The sequence below is a fragment of the Georgenia wutianyii genome (assembly GCF_006349365.1).
Lineage (GTDB): Bacteria > Actinomycetota > Actinomycetes > Actinomycetales > Actinomycetaceae > Oceanitalea > Oceanitalea wutianyii.
On sequence record NZ_CP040899.1, the window covers coordinates 3,116,732 to 3,138,776 of the forward strand.

Consider the following 22,045-nt stretch of genomic DNA (forward strand, 5'->3'; position numbering starts at 1 on the left):
TTCCGGTAATTCCCGAGCGTTTCGAGAACTCGCCGCAGCACATTCGAGGACCCCGCGGTGAACACCGGTCGCCCCGCCGGCCCGCAGTGCACTGCACCATCACGAGTGCGCTCCCAACGTCATCGTCCTGCGCAACGGACACCCATCGTCCGTCGCCCTCATGTTATCGCACACATCGACAGTGCCCAAGGGGTTCAGGTGGTGGGCGGCCCGCCCCCGTGCGGGGGCGGGCCGCCGGCTCAGCAGGTGCGCGCCGCGTGCGTCACCGTGACGGAGTCCTCGACCGACCCGCCGTCGACGGTCGCCTCCGCAGCGACCGTCACCGCCCCCGCCGGGAGGTCCGCCTGCCGCGTGGAGAACGCGTAGGAGGCGGTGCGGCCGGGCTGGAGGGTCGCGGTCCGCGTCCCGTACTCGGAGGTGAGGGTCAGCTCGACCGGCACCTCCTCGCCGTTGGTCACCCGGACGGCCTGGGTCACCCGTCCGACGACGCACCGGGTGTCGACGGTGGCCGTGACGTCGAGCCCATCCGAGGGCGCCACGGTCACCGTGACCGTGACCGTCTCGTTCCCGGGGGCGATCTCCTCGTGGGCCTCCATGTCGAAGACCGGCATGCCGTCCGCGGCCCAGTGGACGCGGCGGACGAACATGTCGCGGCCGGACAGCCCGCGGTTGTCGGTGCGGGCGTGGAAGACGTAGAGGAGGTTGTCGTCCTCGTCGTGGGACCACATCCCGTGGCCGGTGCCGAGCTGCCACTCACCGTTGAAGATCCCCGACTTCTGGACCGGGTAGCCGAGCTTCGTCCACACCTCCGGGTCGGTGAGGTCGGCGTCCTGCCCCGCCGGCGCGGTGAGGAGGCCGGTGGTGTAGGTGTCACCGACGGTGGACCCGGAGTAGATCATGTAGATCACCCCGTCCCGGACGTGGACGTTGGCGCCCTCGGCGATGGTGTTGTCCCACGCGAACTCCGGCGCGGTGACCCGGACCGGCTCGGAGGTCAGACGCGTCGGGTCGCTCGGGTCCGTCCGGGCGATGAACAGCGCCCCGAGCATCTGCCACACGTAGTAGGACTGCCCGGAGTCCTGGAAGTACGTCATGTCGAGCGAGATGTTCTGGATCGGGTTGAGGATCGACCCGTCCGCCCGGAGCACCTTCTGCGCCTTCGTCCAGCTCGCCGGGTCGGCCGGGTCGAGGTGGTTGCCCTCGTCGTCCTGCTTGAGCTGGATGATGCTCGCGCGCCCGGTCCACATGTCCGGCCGGCCGTTCGAGCCGTCGTAGCAGGGCATGAACAGGATGGAGAGGGTGCCGTCGATGAGGTGGATCTCCGGTGCCCAGAAGCACCCGGTCATCACCCCACCGTCGGCGTCGGTGTCACCGGCGCGGAGCAGGTCGACCTCGACGGTACGACCGTCCCGGACCGCCTCGTCGGAGAGGTCCTCCACCCGGTCGGCCACCCGGAACGGCATGTGCGGGCCGTTGGCGGGATCGATCGGGTTCATGTCGAGGTCCTCGGTCGCGATCATGAGGAACTTCTGCTGCCCGTTCCAGTCGAACCGGAAGATCGTCGGGTCGGCACGCTCGTCGGCGAACGGCGTCGCGTACTGGGGCGCCTTGATGGTGCCGGTGACCTGGTAGTCCCCGGGAGTCGTGGTGTCGACGGCGGCGAGGGAGTCGGCGTCCCACTCGATCGCGCGGGTGGCCGTCGAGCCGTCGGTGTAGCCGAGCTCGGCCCGGGCGGGCAGGTCCGCGGCGGCGAGCTCGCTCCCCTCCTCGAGGGTCACGCCCTCGAGCGGGCGGACCTCGGTGTTGACGATGCGCCCGAACCGCACCCGCAACGCCTCGACGACGTCCGCCGTGACGGGCAGCGTGTTGCCGGTGGCGAAGCTCGGCACCCCGGCCTCGCCGATGCCCCCGGTGGCCGCGACGGTGCCGCGCTGGGCGGCCGAGCGGGTGGACGGGTCGGTGAGGTCGGCGAACGTCGTGTACATGGCCGACCCGGCGTCCGAGGTCCACGTGACGACGTAGCGCTCGGCGGCGCTGTCGTAGACGACCGCGGGGTCGTTGACGCCGCTCGTGACACCGAGGTCGACGAGGCCGACCTCCTCGTAGCCCAGCAGGTCGTCACTGCGCGCGAGGAGCATGCTCGACGCCTGCGTGCCGTCGGAACCGCCGTTGCGGGCGGTGCGGGTGGCGACGATGCCGAACGAGCCGTCGGCCAGGTGGAAGAGGTGCGGGTCGCGCAGGCTGCGGACGATGCTGGCCGACGTCCCCTCGATCGGGGGCGTCGTCGACGTCCGGGGGAAGAAGATGCCGTAGTTCTCGTTGAGCGGGGTCCAGCCCTCGCCCTCCTCCAGGGCCAGGTGCATGCTCAGCGCGACGTCGGCGTTGTTCGCCTCGCTCGCGCTCGTCGGGACGCGGCTGTAGGCGAGGAGTCGCGTCGCGTCCGGGAGCACCCGGGTGGTGAAGGTGCGCGCGGTGCTCGCGCCGGTCGCCGTGTCGGTGACGCGGAGGGTGATGACGGCGTCGACCGGCTCGTCGGCGACGATCGTGCCGTCGACGACGTCGGCGCCGGTCACCGACTCGACGACGACGCTCGTGCCGTCGGGCGCCGGCGGCAGAGCCGTCCCGGAGGCCACGACCGGCGGGACGACGACGCGTCCGGCGAGCCGTTCGGCCCGCTCGGCGGGGGTCTCGGTCGAGGGCAGCACGGTGACGGTGATGGCCTGGCTGACGCCGATCCCGCGGATCGAGGCGGTCGCGGTGAGCAGGGCGGTGACGGCCTCCTGGCCGGCGAGCGGCGGGGTGACGGCGCCGTCCGGGGCGACGACCGCCGGGTCGCTCGACGTCCAGGTGACGCGTCCGCCCGCGGTGGGCAGGTCGAGGTCGGAGCTCGTCTCGACGTCGGCGAGGTCGAGCCCGGTGAGGACGGCCTGCGCCTGGGCGCGCAGCTCGTCGGCGTGGGCCTGGACGTCGGTCGCCGACACCTCGGCGACCTCGTCCGCGCTCAGCGCGCGGTCGTAGACGCGGAAGGCGGAGACGGCGCCCTGGAACAGCGGGTCGGGCCACGGCGCGCGGCCGATCGTGTTGAGCGACTGGTCGAGGACGTCGCCGGGCGTGGTCTCCATGGCCCCGTGGGCGACCCGCGTCCCGTCGAGGTAGAGCGAGGCGGTGCCCGCCGCGCCGTCGACGACAGTGGTGACGTTGACCCACTGGTTCGCGCTGAGGCCGCACGAGGCGGACTGGACGAGCCGCTCGACCCCACCGGACTTGAGTCCGACGAGCGGCGCGCGCCCGGAGCCGCAGTTGAGCGAGGCGAAGAAGTACTCGGTCGCCGAGGAGTCGTTGCCGATGGTCCACAGGAAGTGGAACCCGTCGAGCATGGCAGCCGAGGCCTTGACCTCGGCGGTGACGGTGGCGGACTCCTGGCCGGCGAGGAGGTCGTCGGGGAGCTCGACCCAGTTGCCGGTCGAGGTCTTGGACCCGCCGCGCATGGTCATCGCGCTGCCGGTCCAGTCGGTGTCCCGGACGTTGCGGACCACGGCGGGCCCGACGTCGGTGGGGGCCGTGTTCGGGACGGTGGCGCCCGAGGTCTGGTCGAAGAGGTACTCGGCCACGAGGCCGTCGTCGGGGACGTCGGCCTGGGCACTCACCACCCCTCCGAGGACGAGGGCGGTGAGGGCGGCGCCGGCTGTGGCCGCCCTTCCCAGTCGGGACAGGATGCTCATGTCACTCTCCAGGGTGGTCATCGGCAGGAGGACGGGCCGTAGGCGGCGGTCACCGGGGCGTGGCCCTCGACCGTCACGGTGGCCTCACCGGCGGGGACCGCGGTGAGGCGGGTGGTGAGGGCGACCGAGGACGTCGAGCCCGCGCCGACGGTGAGGGTGCGTGTCCCGTGCGGCGTGGAGACGGTGGCCGTGACGGCCTCGGCGGACTCGTTCGCCACCCGGACGGCGGTGACGACCTTCCCGACGACGCAGCGGGTCTCGGCGGTGACGGTGAGGGCGGGGCCGGCCGGCGGCAGCTCCACGCGCTGCGGGCCGACGCTCTCCAGGGTGGGCGTGACCCGCTGCATGAAGCCGTCCTCGTCGAACGTCAGCCGGTCGATCGTCGTCTCCCGGTTGTTCCCGTTCCCGCCGGGCATCGCGAACCGGTGGTAGACGATGTACCAGTCGTCGGTGCCGGGCACGTTGAGGACCGAGTTGTGGCCGGTGCCGAGGATCCCGAGCGACGGGTCCTTCTCGAGGATGACGCCGCGGTAGGTCCACGGCCCGTGCGGGCTGTCGGCCGTCGCGTAGCCCACCCGGTAGTTCGGGGAGCCCGTGTCGTCGATCGAGTACGTGAGGTGGTAGGTGCCGTCCCGGTAGCTGACGAAGGTGCCCTCGCGGTAGTCCGTCAGGCCCTGCTGCTCCCGGATGGTGCCGGGCACGAGGGAGACCATGTCGTCGGCCAGCTCGGCGTAGACCGGGCGGCCGTTGCCCCAGTAGAGGAAGTACTTCCCGCTCTCCGGGTCGTGGAAGGCGGCCGGGTCGATCGCCTGCCCGGACGTCACGGTCTCGTTGTTGAGGATCATCGCCGTGGGCTGGGCGGTGAAGGGACCCTCGGGGTGGTCCGCGACGGCGACGCCGATCGTCTTGCGGTCGTAGGTGGCGTTGTGGCCGCTGAAGTAGAAGTAGTACCTCCCGTCCCGCTCGATGATCGTGGGCGCCCACGCGTTGCCGGTCGCCCACGGGACGTTGCCGTTCGCGCCGTCGAGGGTGAGGAAGGGCTCGGCCGAGCGCTCCCAGCTCACGAGGTCCTTCGACGTCCACACGTAGAAGTCCTTGCCGCCCCAGCCGGGGTACCCGTCGGTGGTGGCGTAGATGTAGTACGTGTCGCCGAAGACGGCGATGTTCGGGTCGGCGTACAGCCCCGGCAGCACCGGGCTGCGCATCTCCACGGCCGTGAACGTCCAGGTGTAGGTGGCACCACCGGCCGCGGTCAGGGTGTACTCCACCGGTTCGGTGAGGTCGACGACCGTCCCGGGGGCCGGGCTCACGGTGACGCCGGCGGCGGCCGTGAACGTCGGGGCGAGGGAGGTGAGGTCGGTGCCGGGGAGGACCGGGAAGGTCACCGTCCGCTCGGCGCCGCTGACGACGGGGTCGATCTTGAGCACCGACGGGTCGGTGAGCGAGACGTCGATGAGCTGGTCCGGCCCCATGAGCTCGTCGGCCGGCAGCGCGACGTCGTGGACGCGGATGTTGTCGTAGGCGCCGCGGAAGTAGCCGTCCGCCGCGTAGAGCGAGCGGCCGAGGTAGCCGACGAGGTCGGTGCCCAGGTCGCTCACGGTCGCGCCGAGCTCGGTGTTCTCGCCCAGTTTCACGCCGTCGACGTAGAGGACCATCGTGTCGCCGTCCAGGACGACGTCGTAGCGGTGCCACTGGCCCGGGCTCACGGACCCGGTGACGGCGGACTCCTCGCGCCACGAGGTCTGGGTGATCGCGCTGCGCACCTCCCCGCCGCGGGTGCGCAGGAAGTAGTAGGCCTGCTCGCCCTGGCCGAAGGCGAAGGAGAAGAAGTTCCCGCTCGTGAGGTCGGACCTCATGTCGAAGGAGACGGTGAGCTCGTCGAGCCCGTCGAAGAAGCCGACCGGGAAGGCCGCGTACCCGCCGGCGGAGCCGTCGAGGCGCAGCACCTGTCCCCGCTCGGGGTCGGTGACGACGGCGGCGGTCCCGTGCGCGGTGAGGTCGGCCTCGCCGACGGCGTCGGTGAGCGTGCCGTCCTCGAAGGTGTACTCGGCGACGAGCCCCCGCGGCTCACCGGGCTCGCCAGGCTCCTGCGGCCCACCGTCCCCGTAGGCCTCGAGGAGCCGCTGCTCCTCGGCCGCCGAGAGACGCAGGACCGAGCCGTGCCGGAAGCGCTGGTCGAAGGAGTACTGGTCGGGGCCGGGGCCGACGGTGAGCTGGGTGAACTGCAGGCTCGCCAGGCTGTCGGTGACGTGCCCGTAGTAGCCGCTCTGGTCGCCCATGACGGCCCAACGGCCGTCGGGCAGCTGGTAGACGGTCAGGCCCTCCATGGAGGCGCGCAGCCCGTGGGCGGCCGCCTCGCCGCGGGCGACGACGGTCGTCCACGGCCCGTCGAGGCTCGGTGCGGTGTCGATGACCGTGTGCCAGTCCGAGGTGGAGAACCGGTAGTAGGTGTCCCCCTCCTTGGCGATGGTCGAGTCGATGATGTTCGGGCCGCCCTCGCCGTCACCCTGCTCGTTGAGCGAGGCCCAGACCTCCGGCTCGGTGAAGCTCACGAAGTCGCGGGTGCGGGTGACGTAGACGCGCAGCGCCCAGTCCTCGGTCTCGTTCTCGCGGCGGTCGCGCGCGGACCAGTAGACGTAGTACTCACCGCTCGCCTCGTCGTAGACCGCCTCGGGCGCCCAGACGTTGCCGGCGTGGGGGAACCCGGCGAAGACGATGCGCTGGTCGCTCCAGGTGACGAGGTCGGTCGACTCCCACACGACGAGGTTCTGGCTCGCGTTCAGCTGGTCCCAGCCGGACCCGCCGGGGCCACCGCCCTCGGCGTGGAGGTCGGTGCCGATGATCCAGTACCTGTCGCCGTCGGCCGAGCGCACGAGGTGCGGGTCGCGCACGCCGAGGTCGCCGCCGAGGTTGGCGAGGACGGGCTGGTTGCCGCCCAGCTTGGTCCAGTGCAGGCCGTCCTCGCTGTGGCCGAGGAAGATCTTCTCGTAGCCGCCCTGGGCGGCGAAGTGGGTCCACAGGTAGCCGGCGGTGTAGTCGGTGTCGAGGTCGACGGGCGCAGCGGTCACGGTCACCGGGATGTCCCGCACGGCGGTGGTGCCGGGCACCGTGGCGGTGAGGGTGACGGCGGTGTCGTCCTGGCCGCGGGTGACGACCCCGGCGCGGCGGCCGTCGGCGTCGGTCGCCGTGACGACGCCCTCCGGGCTCGCGGACCACACGACCTCGCTCCCGTTGACGGGCCCGGTGGTGGGCAGCGTAAGGTTGCCGCGGACGTCGTCGGCGTTCGGGATGACGATCGCGTCGAGGTCCTCCTGCGCGCGGGTGTCCTCGTCCGGCAGGGGCAGGACGGTGACGAAGCCGTCGAGCGTGCGCGTCGCCTCCCCCCGGGACAGGGTCGCGGTGAGCCTCACCCGGGCGGCGGGCAGGCCCGGGGCGGGTCGGGTGACGGCGCCGGTCGCCGAGACCACGGACTCGTCCTCGGAGGTCCAGGTGACGGCCGAGCCGTTGGGCGCGGTGGTGGGCAGGGTGAGGTCCTCGGTGACGGCCGAGACGTCGCCGAGGGTGAGGACCGCCGCGTCGCGTTCGAGGCGGGTCTCGTCGGACGGGACGAGCGCCGCGACCTCGGCGGCGGGCAGGGCGGAGTCGTAGACGCGCACGTCGCGCAGGCTGCCGGCGAGGCGGTTGTCCGCGGTGTAGACCGACCGGCCGAGGTAGTTGGCCGTCGTCGCGCCGTTGCCGATGTCCCCCGGCCGCGTCGTGACGCCGGTCGTCTCGGCGACCTGGACGCCGTCGAGGTACAGCCGCGCGGTGTCCGAGGCGTCGTCGAGGGTGTAGGTGATCGTCTGCCAGCGGTCGCGCGGCAGGTTGGCGCCGCTGCTGACCGTCCGCTCCGTGCTCCAGTCGCCGGTCGCGATCGAGGCCCGGTAGGCGTCCCCCGTGGCGAAGAGGTAGCCGTTGCCGACGCCCGAGGCGTCGGTGTTGCCGAAGCCGTAGATGAAGTAGGGGGTGCGCTGGGAGCCGCGGACGAGGACGTCGGCGCTCACCGTGATCGACCCGAGGCCGGCGAGGAGGTCGTCCGGGAGCCGGACGTGGTCGTCGGTGCCGTCCAGGCGCACCCCCTCACCGCCGGTGAGCGTCGGACCGCCGACGTAGCTGCCGTCCCGTCCCGAGCCGGAGGCGTCGAGGGCCACCGTGCCCGCCCTCTCGTCGAGCGGGTAGTGGGCCAGGAGCCGGGCGTCCGCGGCGGCCGGCTGGGCCACGAGCAGGGCGCCGGAGAGCGCGAGGGCGGCGACCGCGGCGCCCGAGACCCCTCGACGGAACCGTGTGAGCGTCATTGCTTCTTCCTCTCACCGCGCCTGGCGCGGGTCACCGGGTCTGCCAACCCGTCCGGGCCGGCCGGTGCGGGGCCGGGAGGCCCCGCACCGTCATGCGGTCAGGGGCACGAGCGCGCGGCGTACGCCGCGCCCACGGTCCCGCCGTCGGCCGTGCTCACCGACACCACGCCGGCCGGCACCGCCTGCTGTCGCGTGCTGAAGGTGAGGGACACCGTCCGGTCCGGACCGACCGTCACCGTCCGGGTGCCGAAGGCCGAGGAGACCCCGACCTCCACCGGCTCGGTGGAGGGGTTGGTCACCCGGGCCGTCTCCACGACCCGCCCGACGACGCACCTCGTGCCCGCCTCCACCGTGACGGCGGGGGCGGGGGCGGCGAGGACCGTGACAGTCGCCTCCACCGGCATGCGCGAGTCGTCCTGGGCCACGCCGCGCACGGTGAAGGTGCCCGGGGCGGCGTAGTCGGCAGGGTCGACGGGCGCCCACGCGACGTCGACCGTCCGGGTCGAGCCGTCGGCCATGGTGAGCGCGGCCTGCCCGAGCTCGGGTGCCGTCCCCACCGGGGTGGTGACGTCGATGGCCCCGACCGAGGCGACGGCGATGTCCGGGGCGTAGGCCTCCAGGACCCGCTGGTACTCCGCCCGGGTCACCGGGATGACGGTGCCGTGACGGGGCTTGCCGCCGTCGGAGTTCTGCGGGAGGTTCTCCCGCAGCAGGTGGCCCAGCGGCTGCCAGGCACCGGCGCCGAGGTCGTCGGTGCCGAACGGGATGTAGTGGTTCGGTCCGCCGTGGTAGCTCGGCTGGTCGATGAACAGGAACCAGTCCAGGCCGTTGACGTCGCCCTCGTTCGCGGGGAAGACGCTCGCGCCCTCGCCGCTGGTGAAGGTGCGACCGGTCTCGCCGTTGGGCAGCCCGGTGGCGACACGCTCCTGGACGAGCGTCCACTCCTCGGCCGGGCCGGTCCGTCCGGGCAGTGAGCCGCTGACGGTGGCGAGGAGGTCGGTGGAGACCTCGTGGCGGATCGTCATGTCCGCCTCGTCCTTGGTGAAGCGGTGGTAGGTGCCGTCGACGAGGGCGACCGTCGAGTCGATCATGCCGCGGCCCGCTCCGCGTCGGACGTCGACCCACACCTGGGGCTCGGAGAAGGTGACGAAGTCGTCCGTCGTCGCGTACATCATCCGGTTGTAGGTGACGTCGGTGCGGTCGGCGGGGTCGGTGGTGTCGTAGAGGTTCGACGCCCAGAAGACGACGTAGGTGTCGAGCTCCTCGCTCCAGAACGCCTCCGGCGCCCACGTGTTGCCGGCGTACTCGGTGGAGACCTGGACGTGGCGCTGGTCGGACCAGGTGACCAGGTCGTCGGACTCCCACACCTCCATGTGCAGCGACCCGCTGATCTGGGCGGTGCGGAAACCTCCGGGCAGCCCGTCGATCTTGAGGTCGGTGGCGATCATGAAGAACCGGTCCCCCTCCGGCGACCGGATGATGAACGGGTCGCGCAGCCCGCCGGTGCCGAGCTCGGAGGTGAACAGCGGCTCACCGTCGTTGAGGGTGTTCCACGCGAGCGCGTCGTTGCCCCGTGAGGCGGCCAGGCTCACCCGCTCGGCGCCGGCGCCCTCGCCGGTGAAGAACGCCCAGACGTAGGCCTCGGTACCGGCGGACCCGCCGGGCATGGGCTGGAGGGTGAGGGTGAGGTCCCGGCTGCGGGTCACGTCACCGCTCCGCGCGGTCGCGGTGAGGACGACGTCGACCGCCTCGGCGCCCGCGGCGGGACGCTGGACGACGACGGTCCGGGAGCCGGCGGACACACCGTCCCTGAAGGAGACGTGCTCCTCGCCCTCGCGGACGGTCCAGCCGATGCTCGAGCCGAGGTCTCCCGAGGTGGGCACCGAGAGGTTGGTGCGGACGTTGGCGGCCCCGGGGACGGTGATCGCGGCGAGGTCGGTGGCGGCCTTCTCCTCGTCCGTGAGGTCCTGGGGGACGAGGACGGCGTAGCTCTCGGTGCGCGTGCTCTCCCCGACGGTGAACGTCGCGGTGAGGGTGACGGTGGCGTCCCCCGCGCCGGGTGCCGGACGGGTGACCGTCGCCGTGGCGCCGTCGACCGTGATCGCGGGGTGGTCCGAGGCCCAGGAGAGCCGGGCGCCGTAGCTCGCCCCGGGCAGCGGGAAGCTCGCGGTCGCGGTGGTGGGGACCTCGACGGCGCCGACCGCCAGGTCCAGCGCCTCGCGAGCGAAGAGCTCGCCGACCTGGCCGGCGTCCAGGGCGGTGTCGTAGACCGCGTAGTCCAGGACGTCCCCGTCCCAGCCGGGGTCGTCGTAGGTGGAGCGCCCGATGTAGGCGACGAGCTGCTCCCCGAAGGACGCGACGTCCCGGGCGATGCTCACCTCGCGGATCGGGGCGCCGTTGACGTAGACCGTGAGGGTGCCGCGGGTCCCGTCGACGACGCTGGTGTACAAGGCGCCGCCCGCGGGGGTGCGCGCGCCGCTTGTCGCGGCGTTGGTCGCGCCCGGGCCGACCTCCGTGCCCCACGGGGCGCTGGGGGCGACAGAGTTCGTGACCACCGACTTCACGTAGCCGCTCGGGTTGCTCGGGTTGAGCAGCCAGTAGCCCGCGGAGTGCGTGGCTCCGGAGGCGACCGGGGCGCCGATGAAGGCGGCGGCGACGTTCGAGGGCCCGGAGCGGGGGGCGAGCCACGTCGAGATCGTGAGGTCCTTGCGCCCGACGAGGGCGGCCGTGGGGACCTCGACGTAGGGCGCCGAGCTCGCACTGCCGCCGGGCAGCGCGAGCAGGCCGTCGCGCAGCTGCGCACCCTCGCGCCGGACCGTGCCGTGGTGGCCGTTGCCGCTCTCGTCGGTGACCGTGGAGCCGCCCGCGTTGTCGAAGGTGTAGTGGATGACGGGGGCGGGCACGTCCGCGGCCGCGACGTCGGCGGCGGGCAGACCGGCGAGTGCGACCAGGCCGGCGGCGGCGACCGCGGCGGCCCGGCGCAGCGTGCGGCCGAGGGTGGGGTGCGACATGAGGAGGACGCCTCGCTCTCTCGTGACGGCGGCGCCGGTCCGCTTCGCCGCGAGCCGGTCGGTGCGCCTGTCGGGCGTCCTCCGTTGGACGCCTCGGTGGTGATGTTAGCGTGAACACCGCGGGGCGGACAAGAGTCCGCCCCGCGGCGTCCGGGTCGGTCAGAAGCCCTCGGCGAGCCGGTAGTAGGCCTGGTTCCACCGCAGCTCGCGCGCGAACGTGCGGGTGTCGGTGGAGGAGTCGATGACGGCAAGCTCCATGCGGGCGATGTCCGCGAGGTCCTCGAAGACCTCGACCCCCAGCTGGGTCGTCATCACCGTGTGGTGGGCGGCTCCCGCGACGAGCCAGCACTCGGCGGACGTCGCGAAGGACGGCTCGGGCTGCCACACCGCACGGGCGACCGGGAGGTTGGGCAGCTCGGCGTCCGGGCCGACGACCTCGACGACGTTGGCGGTGAGACGGAAGCGGTCGCGCATGTCCGACATGGCGACGACGAGCCCGGGGCCACGGTCGGTGTCGAACACGAGGCGCACCGGGTCCTCCCGGTCGCCGATGCCCAGCGGGTGGATCTCCAGCCGCGGGCGCGCCGTCGTGAGCGAGGGGCAGATCTCGAGCATGTGCGCCCCGAGGATCTTCTCCTTGCCGGGCGTGAGCTCGTAGGTGTAGTCCTCCATGAGCGAGGCACCGCCGGGCAGGCCGTGGCCCATGACCTTGGCGAGCCGGACGAGGACCGCGGTCTTCCAGTCCCCCTCGGCGCCGAACCCGTACCCCTCGGCCATGAGCCGCTGGACGGCGAGGCCCGGGAGCTGGCGCAGCCCGCCGAGGTCCTGGAAGTTCGTCGTGAAGGCCCCGAACCCGCCCTCCTCGAGGAAGGAGCGCAGGCCGAGCTCGATGCGCGCCCCGTACCGCAGCGACTCGCGGCGGGCGCCGTCGGGCCCGAGCTCGGGCGCGACGTCGTAGGTGGCGTCGTACTCCGCGACGAGCGCGTCGACGTCCGTCTCGCTCGCGGCGTCGACCCGCTCGACGAGCTCGTTCACGCCCCACGTGTTGGTCGAGACCCCGAGCCGGTGCTCGGCCTCGGTCTTGTCCCCCTCGGTGACGGCGACGTCGCGCATGTTGTCCCCGAACCGGGCCACCTTGAGCCGGTGTGCCTCGGCCCACCCGGTGGCGGCGCGCGCCCAGGTGGCGACCTTGCCGTGGACGACCGGGTCGGTGGCGTGGCCGACGACCGTCTTGCGCGGGACGCCGAGCCGGGTGGCGATGTAGGCGAACTCCCGGTCGCCGTGCGCCGCCTGGTTGAGGTTCATGAAGTCCATGTCGAGCTCGGCCCACGGCAGCGCGACGTTGGCCTGGGTGTGGAGGTGGAGCAGCGGCTTGCGCAGCGCGTCCAGGCCCAGGATCCAGGCCTTGGCCGGGGAGAAGGTGTGCATCCACGTGATGACGCCGACGCACGCGTCGTCGGCGTTCGCCTCGAGCGCGACCCGCCGGATCCCCTCCCGCTCCTTGAGCACCGGCTTCCACACGATCCTGACCGGGATGTCGGCGGCACCGTCGAGCGCGTCCACGATCGCCCTGGACTGCTCGGCGACCTGGACGAGCACGTCCTCGCCGTAGAGGTCCTGGCTGCCGGTGAGGAACCAGATCTCGCGCGTCTCGAACGGGTTGTTCATCGTGATCCTTCGTTTCCGGGCGCGACGCCCTGTCCGTAGACGTTCTGGTAGCGGTCGTAGAGCGAGTCGATGTACCGCTGGTCGATCGGGAGCGGCTCGCCCAGCTGGCGCGCGACGTGGACGGCGCGCGCCACCTCCTCGACCATGACGGCGGCCTTGACGGCGGCGCGGGCGTCCTTGCCGACGGTGAACGGCCCGTGGTTGCGCATGAGGACGGCCGGTGACCGGCTGCCCGCGAGCGTCTCGACGATCCCCCGGCCGATGGAGTCGTCCCCGATGATCGCGAACGGCCCGACCGGCACCGGCCCGCCGAACTCGTCGGCCATCATCGTGAGCACGCAGGGGATCTCCTCCCCGCGCGCCGCCCACGCCGTGGCGTAGGTGGAGTGGGTGTGCACGACGCCGCCGACGTCCGGCCGGTGCCGGTAGACGTAGGCGTGCGCCGCGGTGTCGGAGGAGGGCACGAGCCTCGCCGGGGTGCCGTCGTCGGGCACCTTCTCCCCGTCGAGCGTGCACACGACCATGACGTCGGGCGAGAGCTCGTCGTAGGACACCCCGGAGGGCTTGATGACGAAGAGGTCCGCGCCGGGCACCCGCTCGGACACGTTCCCCGCCGTCCACACGACGAGCCCGTTGCGCGGCAGCTCGGCGTGCAGGTCGCTCACCCGCTGCCGTGTGCGCTCGACGGCCGCGCGGGTCGCCTCGCTCTGGTCACTCAGTCTCATACCGCTGTCCTCCTGCTGAAGTGCGCCGGCGGACCCCGTCGGCCCCGGCGCCCCACCCCGACGGTGACGATGGACGATCGGCGGTCGCTACAGGTCGGACCGCCTCATGGTGACGCCGCGCTGGAGGAGGACGAAGACGAGGAGGATGGCGCCGGTGATCACCGTCGTCATCTCGGGGTTGATCCCGCCGTCGCGCACGATCAGCACGTTCATCAGGCCCAGGACGAGCGCCCCGACGGCCGAGCCGAGCACGTAGCCGGCACCTCCGGTGAGGAGCGTCCCGCCGATGACGACCGCGGCGATCGCGTCGAGCTCCCACCCGGTGCCGGTGATGTTCTGGGCGATGCCCAGGCGGGAGGTGTAGACGACCGCGGCCACCCCGGCCAGGCCACCGCTGACCATGTAGACCATGAGCTTGGTGGAGCGCACCGGCAGTCCCATGAGGGAGGCGGCGTTCTCCGAGCCGCCGATCGCGTAGGTGGTGCGCCCGCGCCGGGTGCGGTGGAGGACGAAGAAGCCGCCGAGGAGCACGACGACGGCGATGATCCCGCCGGCAGTCAGCTCCAGGTCGTTGACCCCGGGGCCGTCGACGAGGGTGATCCGCCGGGAGAGGAGGCGGATCGGGGAGTCGTCGGCCAGCCGCTCCGGGGTCGTGCTGAGCATCGAGGCCAGGCCCCGTCCGAGGAACATCGTCGCGAGCGTGGCGATGAACGGCTGGACGTTGAAGAACTCGATGAGGGTGCCGGCGACGAGGCCGAAGAGCAGCCCGATGGCGACCATGACGACCATGACCAGCCAGGGGTTCCACCCGGCGTTGGCGAGCATGACGCCGGCGACGCTGGAGAACGCGATGACCGCGCCGACGGACAGGTCGATCCCGCCGGTGAGGATCACGAACGTCATCCCCACGGCGATGATGATGAGGTGCGCGTTGTTGATGAGGAGGTTGGACAGCGTGTTGGACTGGAAGATGCCCCCGTAGGACACCTCGCCGAAGACGAGCATGGCGACGAACAGGACGATCGCCGCGGCTGTGGGCATGGCCGAGGGGTTGACCTGGAGGAGCCGGGCGCGGAGCGCGCCCCAGCGACGGCGCTGGGCGTCCTGGTGCTCGACGGTCTCGGCCACGGCGGCGGTGTGGTCGCTTCGCATCTCAGGCCACCCCTTCCTTCGCGCGGGTCGCGGGCACGCGACGGCGTGAGGAGACGTACCCGCGCACTCGCTCGGACTGGATCAGGCAGATGACGATGATGACGACCGCCTTGAACGCGGGGGTCGCCGAGGACGGCACCCCGAGGAACACGACCGTCTTGTTCAGGGTCGCGATGAGGAACGCGCCGGCCACCGCGCCGGTGAGGGAGAACTTGCCGCCGGCGAGCGCCGTGCCGCCGATGACGACGGCGAGGATGGCGTCCATCTCCATCGCCGAGCCCGTCTGGGACACGTCGACGGTCATCACCGTGGACACCGTGAACAGGCCGGCGATCCCGGCGAGCAGGCCGCTCACGGAGTAGACCGTGATGAGCAGGCCGCGCGGCTTGATGCCGACCATGCGGCTGGCCCTGGCGTTGATGCCGATGGACTCGATCATGAGGCCGAGCGCGGTGCGCCGGACGACGAGCCCGACGACGAGGACGACGGCGAGGGCGAGGAGGATGACGACGGGGAAGCCGAGGACGTGCCCGTTGGCGATCCAGCGGAACGTCTCGTTGCGCGCCGTCGTGTTCTGGCCCGAGGTGATGACCTTGGCGATGCCTCGGCCGGCGAGCATCATGACGAGCGTCGTGATGAAGGGTTGCAGCCCGACGACCGCGACGAGCAGCCCGTTGACCACCCCGATCACCGTGCTCACGAGCAGGGCGAGGAGGATCGCGGTGAAGGCGGCGGAGGGCGCGCCGTCCGCCGAGCTGAGCAGCTCCATGGACACCGCACCGGACACCGCCATGACGGAGCCGACGGACAGGTCGATGCCGCTGGTGGAGATCACCAGGCACATGCCGACGGCGATCATGAGGATCGGCGCGGCGTTGCGCAGGATGTCGAGCAGGTTGCCCGAGAGGTTCTCCGTCACCGGGTTGACCGCGACGGCGAGGTAGCCCGGGTCCCGCACGAGGTTGACGGCGAGGAGGATGAGGATCGCGACGACCGCCCAGATGTAGCGGGCCGCGAGCGCCCTGCGGGCCAGGTCACGGACGTTCACGACGCCACCTCTTCCACTACGGCGCCGTGGTCGGCGATGATCCCCACGATGGTCTGGGAGGTGACGTCGGGACCGTTCTCGATCTCGGCGATCTTCTCCCGGTCCTTGAGCACGAGGATGCGCTCGCAGATGCGCACCACCTCGTCGAGCTCGGAGGAGATGAACAGGACGGCGACGCCCTCGTCGGCGAGCTTGAGGACCGTCTCCTGGATGTCCGCCTTGGCCCCGATGTCGATGCCGCGGGTGGGCTCGTCGAGGATGAGGATCTCCGGCTCGGTGGCCAGCCAGCGCCCGAGGAGCACCTTCTGCTGGTTGCCGCCGGAGAGGTTCTTGATGAGGCGCTCGGGGTCGGCGGGCCGCACGCCCAGCTCCTCGATGTACTTGGCGACGATCCGGTCCTGCTCCTTGCGGGGCAGCGGACGCATCCAGCCACGCTTCGCCTGGACGGCGAGCACGAGGTTCTCGCGGACGGTGAGGTCGCCGATGATGCCCTCGTCGCGTCGGTTCTCCGTGGAGAAGGCGATCCGCTGATCGAGCGCGGCGACCGGGGAGCCGAGCGTCGTCCTCTTCCCGCGCAGCGTGATGGTCCCGGTGTCGGCCTTGTCGGCGCCGTAGAGCAGCCGGGCGAGCTCGGTGCGGCCCGAGCCGAGGAGGCCGGCCAGTCCGACGACCGCCCCGCGCTGCAGGCTGATGTCCGTCGGCATGATCGAGCCCTTGCGACCCAGCCCCTCGGCGTCGAGGATCGTCGCCTCGTGCCGCTGGGCGCTGCTCGCCTGGGCGGTCATGTCGATCGAGCGGAACGCCTCGAGCTCCTTGCCGATCATCTTGGAGATGAGGACGGAGCGGGGAAGGTCCGCCGGGTACTCCCCCTCGAACTGCCCGTTGCGCAGCACGGTGAGCCGGTCGCTGATCGCGTAGACCTGCTCGAGGAAGTGGGAGACGAAGAGGATGGCCACGCCCTCGTCGCGCAGTCGGCGCAGGATGACGAAGAGGCTCTCGACCTCCTTGGCGTCGAGGCTGGAGGTCGGCTCGTCCAGGACGAGCACCCGCGGCTCGATGACCATGGCCCGGGCGATCGCGATGAGCTGCTGGACGGCGAGGGAGAGGCTGGCGAGCGGCTTGGTCGGGTCGAGCCCTTCGAGGCCGAGCCGGGCGAGCTGCTCGAGCGCGACCTTGTTGGTCGCCTTCCAGTTGACGCCGAACCGGCCCCGGACCTCGTGGCCGAGCATGACGTTCTCACCGATGGTGAGGTTCGTGCAGAGGTTGATCTCCTGGTACACGGTCGCGATGCCGGCCTTCTCGGCGTCGGACGTGCCGGAGAAGTGCTGGGGCTCACCGGCCACGGTGATCGACCCGGAGTCGATCCGGTAGACGCCGGTGAGGGCCTTGATGAGGGTCGACTTGCCGGCGCCGTTCTCCCCCATGAGCGAGTGGATCTCGCCGGGGAACAGCCGGAAGTCGACGGCGTCGAGCGCCTTCACCCCGGGGAACTCGATCGAGATGTCTCTCATCTCGACGATCGGTGCACGTTCAGACATCGGCTTTCCATCGCGCTAGGGGGTTCGGAGGGACGGGCAGCCGCGGTGCAGGGGACGGACCCGTCCCCCGCACCGCGGCGCGCGGGTCAGAACTGGCGGTTGGGCAGCGCCTCCTGGGCGGCCTCCGGGGAGTCGAACGTCTCGCTCGGGACGATGATGTAGGACTCCACCTCCTCGCCGGCGAGGACCTTCTCGACGACCTCCATGGCCGTCTCGCCGAACAGCGGGTTGTACTCGGCGACGAAGCTCAGGCGTCCCTCGGCGAGCGCCTCGAGGGCGTTCTGCGTGCCGTCGATGGTCGCGATCTGCACGTCGACGCCGGGCTGGAGACCGGCAGCCTCTGCGGCCAGGGCCGCCCCGAGGCCCATCTCGTCGTTCTGGGCGAAGACGATGTCGATGTCGTTGCCCTCGGAGCTCAGGACGGTCTCGAAGACGCTGCGTGCCTCCTCGGTGGACCAGTTGGCGGTCTGGGCGCCCACGCGCTCGAACTGGGGCTGGTCGTCCATGACGGCGTCCCAGCCCTCGTTGCGCTCGTTGACGACGGAGACGCCGGCCGGGCCCTCGAGGACGAAGTAGCGCCCGCCGTCGGGGAACTCGGAGACGGCCCACTCGGCGACGGCGGAGGAGACCTCCATGTTGTCCGGGGCGATGCGGCTGACGTAGAGGCTCGTGTCGTCCGGCTCGATGCCACGGTCGATGAGGATGACCGGGATCTCGGCCTCCTGCGCCCGGCGCAGGGAGTCCTCCCAGCCGGAGCCCTCGGTCGCCGACAGGAGGATGACGTCCACGCCCTCGTCGACGAAGGAGGTGAAGGCGGAGATCTGGGAGGCCTGGTCGAGGTTGGCCGCCGGCGCGAACTTCAGCTCGTAGCCGGCCTCCTCGGTGAAGGTGTCCTGGATGTTCTGCTCGTTCGCCTGGCGCCAGGCGCCCTCCGGCCCGACCGCGACGAAGCCGACGGTGACGAGGTCGCCGTCGGCGGTGCCGCCGTCCCCCGCGTCGGTCGAGCCGTCGCTCCCGTCCCCGTTGCCGCACGCCCCCAGTGCGAGTGCTGCAACCATCGCGGTCGACGCCGCGAGGATGTGCCGAGACCTCTTCAAGCTCATTGCGATGCTCCTTTGCACTGTCGACACCCGACGTTCTCGCGGCGAGGCCGAACACGACTCTGTGATCCGGAGTTAACGCTAACATCGTGATGTGCGTCAAGTCCGCCCTCTCGATCGTGACCAGGTTGTGACGTCGCCTGCGGGCACTCCCGCACGCCCTCCGCGGCCGCGCGGATCCGCGCCGGGCCGGCGGGGCGGCAGGAGTACATTGAGCAGCACGGGCACCGCCCGGGAGGCGCCGCAGCCGAGCGTGAGGGCGCCCCTCCCGGGCGCTTCGGCGCGGCAGGCCCGTTGCGCGCTCCGGGCGTCCGCGCAGTCCTCCCCCACGGGCCGGGTCCGCGCGCAGACAGAACCGACGTACAGGAGGATCAGGTGGGCGAGACGGTGAGCACTCAGGTCAGGCGACCGCCGGTGATGTCGGACGTCGCTGCGCGCGCGGGTGTCTCCCACCAGACCGTCTCCCGCGTCCTCAACACCCCCGAGCTCGTCCGCCCCGAGACCCAGGAGCGGGTCCGCGCGGCGATCAAGGAGCTCGGCTACCGCCGCAACCTCTCCGCCCGCGCGCTGGCGACGAGCCGCACGCGGATGATCGGCGTCATCAACCCCTCGATCCGCCGCCTCGGCCCCAGCCACACGACGATGGCGATCCAGGAGGCCGCCCGGCAGGCCGGCTACGCGACGATCTCCGCGAGCGCCGAGGACACCGCCGCCAACCCCCACGAGACGCTCGACTTCTTCCTCAGCCTCGCGGTCGAGGGCGTCGTCGTCGTGGCCCCGACCACCGACATCGCCGAGGCGACCCTCGGGCTCGCCGGCTCCCTGCCCATCGTCATCATCGCCGCGGGTCTCGCGGTCGAGCAGCCGTTCCACCTCGTCGCCGTCGACCACGAGCGCGGCGCGCACGACGCCACCCGCCACCTCATCGACCTCGGGCACCGCGACATCGTCCACGTCGCCGGCCCGGAGAACTGGTTCGACGCCCGTGCCCGCGTCGCCGGCTGGCGCGCCGCGCTGCAGGAGGCCGGCCTCCCCGTCCCCGAGGTCGTCCCCGGCGGCTGGGACGCCAGTCAGGGCTACGAGGCGATGCAGGAGGTCCTGCGCCGCCCGACGCTCCCCACGGCCGTCTTCGCGGCGAACGACCTGCTCGCCCTCGGCGTCATGCGTGCGCTCCACGAGGCGGGCGTGCGCATCCCCGAGGACGTTGCCGTCGTCGGCTACGACGACGTCGCCGGCAGCGACTACTACCACCCGCCGCTCACCACCGTGCGCCAGCCGTTCGACGAGGTCGGACGCCAGGCCATCGAGGTGCTCCTCGCCGTCATCGACGGCGAGGACCCCGCCGAGATCCTCTCCCGTCCCGAGCTCGTCGTGCGCGAGTCCTCGGGCGGGCCCCGCTGACCCGAGGAGTACCGTGCCCGTCCCTGCCCCCGCCGTCGAGCTCACCGCCGGTGACTACGCCGCGACCGTCGTGCCCACCGGAGCCGGCCTCGCGTCCCTGACGTGGCGGGGCCGCCACGTCGTCGTGCCGCACGAGCCGGAGGAGCTCCCGCTCGGGTACCTCGGCAAGACGCTCGTGCCGTGGCCCAACCGCATCGCCGACGGCACCTACGAGTACGACGGCGAGCGCCACGAGGTCCCGGTCAACGAGCGCGCCACGGGCGCGGCGCTGCACGGCCTGGCGTGCTGGAGCGTGTGGCAGGTCGTGGAGCGCTCGGCCGAGCACGTCGTCCTCGAGCTCGAGCTCGCCCCCCGCTACGGCTACCCGTTCCACCTCCACAGCAGCGTCACCTACCGCCTCTCCCCCGAGGGCGGGCTCGACGTCCGGATCACCTCGCGGAACATCGGCACCCGGACCGCGCCCTACGGCTCCTCGACCCACCCCTACCTCACGTGCGACCTGCGTCCCGTCGACGAGTGCACCCTCCGCGTGCCGGCGACCACGGTCCTCACCGTCGACGAGCGGCTGCGCCCGGTCGCGACCTCACCGGCGGGCGACGTCGGGCTCGACCTGCCGGGGACGGCGCCGATGGGCACGACGCAGGTCGACCACGCCTTCACCGGCCTGCCCGACGGCGGGTGGACGGTCTCCCTCGCGGACGAGTCCCTGCGGGTGCGCCTGCACGCCGACGCCCCGTGGGTGCAGGTCTACAGCGGCGAGCGGGTCGAGCGGCGCGGCGTGGCCGTCGAGCCGATGACCTGCCCGCCCGACGCCTTCAACTCCGGCACCGACCTCGTCGAGCTCGCCCCCGGCGAGTCGCACACGCTCGCGCTGCGCATCGACGCCGTCGAGGGCTGAGTGTCGGACCCCGTCGGTACCGTCGTGGCATGAGCACCAGGACCCAGCAGCGCCCCGCCTACCGCTGCACCGAGTGCGGCTGGAGCACGGCCAAGTGGGTCGGGCGCTGCGGGGAGTGCCAGGCCTGGGGCACGGTGGGCGAGGCGGGCGGCGCCCCCACCCGCGCCCCGGCCCCGGCCCGCCCCGCCGTCGCCGCCCAGCCCATCGGCGACGTCGACGTCGAGACGGCGCGCGCCCGGCCCTCCGGGGTCGGGGAGCTCGACCGCGTGCTCGGCGGCGGGATCGTCCCCGGCGCCGTCGTCCTCCTCGCCGGGGAGCCGGGAGCCGGCAAGTCGACCCTGCTGCTCGACGTCGCCGCCCGCGCCGCGCAGTCGGGACCGGGCTCGGTCCTCTACGTCACCGGGGAGGAGTCGGCGAGCCAGGTGCGGCTGCGCGCCGAGCGCATCGGCGCCATGGCCCCGCGCCTGCTGCTCACCGCGGAGAACGACCTCGCCACCGTCCTGGGTCACATCGAGGCCGCCGACCCCTCGCTCGTCGTCGTCGACTCCGTCCAGACCATCGCCTCGGCGGCGGTCGACGGCGCGGCCGGCGGCGTGAGCCAGGTGCGCGAGGTGGCCGCGGCCCTCATCGGCGCGGCGAAGAAGCGCCACGTGCCGGTCATCCTCGTCGGGCACGTGACCAAGGACGGCTCCCTCGCCGGTCCCCGCGTGCTCGAGCACCTCGTCGACGTCGTCTGCCAGTTCGACGGGGACCGCCACTCCCGGCTGCGTCTCCTGCGCGCGACGAAGAACCGGTACGGCCCCACCGACGAGGTCGGCTGCTTCGACCTGTCGGACACGGGCATCACCGGCCTGGCCGACCCCTCGGGACTCTTCCTCTCCGAGGACCGCACCACCCCCGTCCCGGGGACGTGCGCCTCGGTGAGCCTCGAGGGCCGCCGGCCGATGCCGACGGAGATCCAGGCGCTCGTCGCCGCGAGCTCGCTGAGCAACCCGCGCCGCACCACCTCGGGAGTCGACGGCTCCCGGACCTCGATGACCCTCGCCGTGCTCCAGGCCCGCCTCGGCCTCGACCTCGGCGGCCGGGACGTCTACGTGTCCACCGTCGGCGGCGCGCGCGCCGTCGAGCCGGCCGTCGACCTCGCGGTGGCGCTGTCCGTCGCGAGCGCCGCCGCGGACCGGCCGCTGGTCCGCGGCGTCGTCGCCATCGGCGAGGTCGGCCTCACCGGTGACGTGCGGGCCACCGTCGGGGTCCAGCGGCGGCTCAGCGAGGCCGCCCGGCTCGGCTTCACCACCGCGCTCGTCCCCCGGCACGGCGCCGACCAGCTCAAGGCGGTCGAGGGCATGCGGGTGCACCCCGTGGCCAACGTCCAGGAGGCGCTCCTCGTCGCCCTTCCCCACGAGGTCTGAGGGCCGCCCGAACCGTCCGGGCAGCTCCTGCCACGGCCG

At 72.3% G+C, this 22,045-nt stretch carries 12 protein-coding genes; 3 read left to right on the top strand and 9 right to left on the bottom strand.

The window, feature by feature from the left end; translation table 11 throughout:
* Positions 1-239: 239 nt before the first annotated feature.
* From FE251_RS13765 to FE251_RS13805, 9 genes are all read right to left on the bottom strand, one after another.
* A complete protein-coding gene (locus tag FE251_RS13765) occupies positions 240-3,722 on the bottom strand; it encodes a family 43 glycosylhydrolase (protein ID WP_168202746.1) in 3,483 nt (1,160 codons plus the stop codon).
* Between the two features lie 17 nt (positions 3,723-3,739).
* Positions 3,740-8,056, bottom strand: a complete 4,317-nt coding sequence (locus tag FE251_RS13770; RefSeq protein WP_139949056.1) for a family 43 glycosylhydrolase — start codon at positions 8,054-8,056, stop codon at positions 3,740-3,742.
* A gap of 98 nt (positions 8,057-8,154) precedes the next feature.
* Entirely contained in the window at positions 8,155-11,067 is a 2,913-nt protein-coding gene (locus FE251_RS13775; protein WP_139949057.1) for an immunoglobulin-like domain-containing protein, read from the bottom strand.
* Between the two features lie 159 nt (positions 11,068-11,226).
* Positions 11,227-12,735, bottom strand: coding sequence for an L-arabinose isomerase (gene araA, locus FE251_RS13780; protein WP_139949058.1), 1,509 nt, complete (start codon positions 12,733-12,735; stop codon positions 11,227-11,229).
* Positions 12,732-13,460, bottom strand: coding sequence for an L-ribulose-5-phosphate 4-epimerase (locus tag FE251_RS13785; RefSeq protein ID WP_139073404.1), 729 nt, complete (start codon positions 13,458-13,460; stop codon positions 12,732-12,734). The genes araA and FE251_RS13785 overlap by 4 nt, the downstream gene beginning before the upstream one ends.
* A gap of 87 nt (positions 13,461-13,547) precedes the next feature.
* Positions 13,548-14,612 carry an ABC transporter permease subunit gene (locus FE251_RS13790; protein WP_139073403.1) on the bottom strand — a complete coding sequence of 355 codons (1,065 nt, stop codon included), beginning with the start codon at positions 14,610-14,612 and terminating at the stop codon, positions 13,548-13,550.
* Position 14,613: 1 nt separating this feature from the next.
* Positions 14,614-15,660, bottom strand: a complete 1,047-nt coding sequence (locus FE251_RS13795) for an ABC transporter permease (protein WP_139949059.1) — start codon at positions 15,658-15,660, stop codon at positions 14,614-14,616.
* On the bottom strand, positions 15,657-17,198 hold the full coding sequence (locus tag FE251_RS13800; RefSeq protein ID WP_139949060.1) for a sugar ABC transporter ATP-binding protein: 1,542 nt from the start codon (positions 17,196-17,198) through the stop codon (positions 15,657-15,659). Before FE251_RS13800 ends, FE251_RS13795 begins: the two co-directional genes overlap by 4 nt.
* Positions 17,199-17,284: 86 nt before the next feature.
* Positions 17,285-18,301: a substrate-binding domain-containing protein gene (locus tag FE251_RS13805; protein ID WP_139073400.1), complete on the bottom strand. Its 1,017-nt coding sequence runs from the start codon at positions 18,299-18,301 to the stop codon at positions 17,285-17,287.
* 384 nt (positions 18,302-18,685) lie between these two features.
* On the opposite strand from FE251_RS13805, the gene FE251_RS13810 reads away from it, so the two are divergent.
* The 3 genes from FE251_RS13810 to radA are packed head-to-tail and all read left to right on the top strand — an operon-like array spanning position 18,686 to position 22,006.
* A complete protein-coding gene (locus FE251_RS13810; protein WP_230976438.1) occupies positions 18,686-19,699 on the top strand; it encodes a LacI family DNA-binding transcriptional regulator in 1,014 nt (337 codons plus the stop codon).
* Positions 19,700-19,712: 13 nt separating this feature from the next.
* The gene (locus FE251_RS13815; protein WP_139949061.1) at positions 19,713-20,597 is read left to right on the top strand and encodes an aldose-1-epimerase; all 885 of its coding nucleotides are present in this window, start codon (positions 19,713-19,715) and stop codon (positions 20,595-20,597) included.
* A gap of 29 nt (positions 20,598-20,626) precedes the next feature.
* The gene (radA, locus tag FE251_RS13820) at positions 20,627-22,006 is read left to right on the top strand and encodes a DNA repair protein RadA (RefSeq protein ID WP_139949062.1); all 1,380 of its coding nucleotides are present in this window, start codon (positions 20,627-20,629) and stop codon (positions 22,004-22,006) included.
* The last annotated feature ends 39 nt before the right edge of the window (positions 22,007-22,045 follow it).

Bases quoted from the DNA above. Each gene is read 5' to 3' on its own strand.
- FE251_RS13770 (WP_139949056.1), bottom strand. From the start codon at position 8,056: ATGACGCTCACACGGTTCCGTCGAGGGGTCTCGGGCGCCGCGGTCGCC.
- radA (WP_139949062.1), top strand. From the start codon at position 20,627: ATGAGCACCAGGACCCAGCAGCGCCCCGCCTACCGCTGCACCGAGTGC.
- FE251_RS13805 (WP_139073400.1), bottom strand. From the start codon at position 18,301: ATGAGCTTGAAGAGGTCTCGGCACATCCTCGCGGCGTCGACCGCGATG.
- FE251_RS13785 (WP_139073404.1), bottom strand. From the start codon at position 13,460: ATGAGACTGAGTGACCAGAGCGAGGCGACCCGCGCGGCCGTCGAGCGC.
- FE251_RS13800 (WP_139949060.1), bottom strand. From the start codon at position 17,198: ATGTCTGAACGTGCACCGATCGTCGAGATGAGAGACATCTCGATCGAG.
- araA (WP_139949058.1), bottom strand. From the start codon at position 12,735: ATGAACAACCCGTTCGAGACGCGCGAGATCTGGTTCCTCACCGGCAGC.
- FE251_RS13765 (WP_168202746.1), bottom strand. From the start codon at position 3,722: ATGAGCATCCTGTCCCGACTGGGAAGGGCGGCCACAGCCGGCGCCGCC.
- FE251_RS13775 (WP_139949057.1), bottom strand. From the start codon at position 11,067: ATGTCGCACCCCACCCTCGGCCGCACGCTGCGCCGGGCCGCCGCGGTC.
- FE251_RS13790 (WP_139073403.1), bottom strand. From the start codon at position 14,612: ATGCGAAGCGACCACACCGCCGCCGTGGCCGAGACCGTCGAGCACCAG.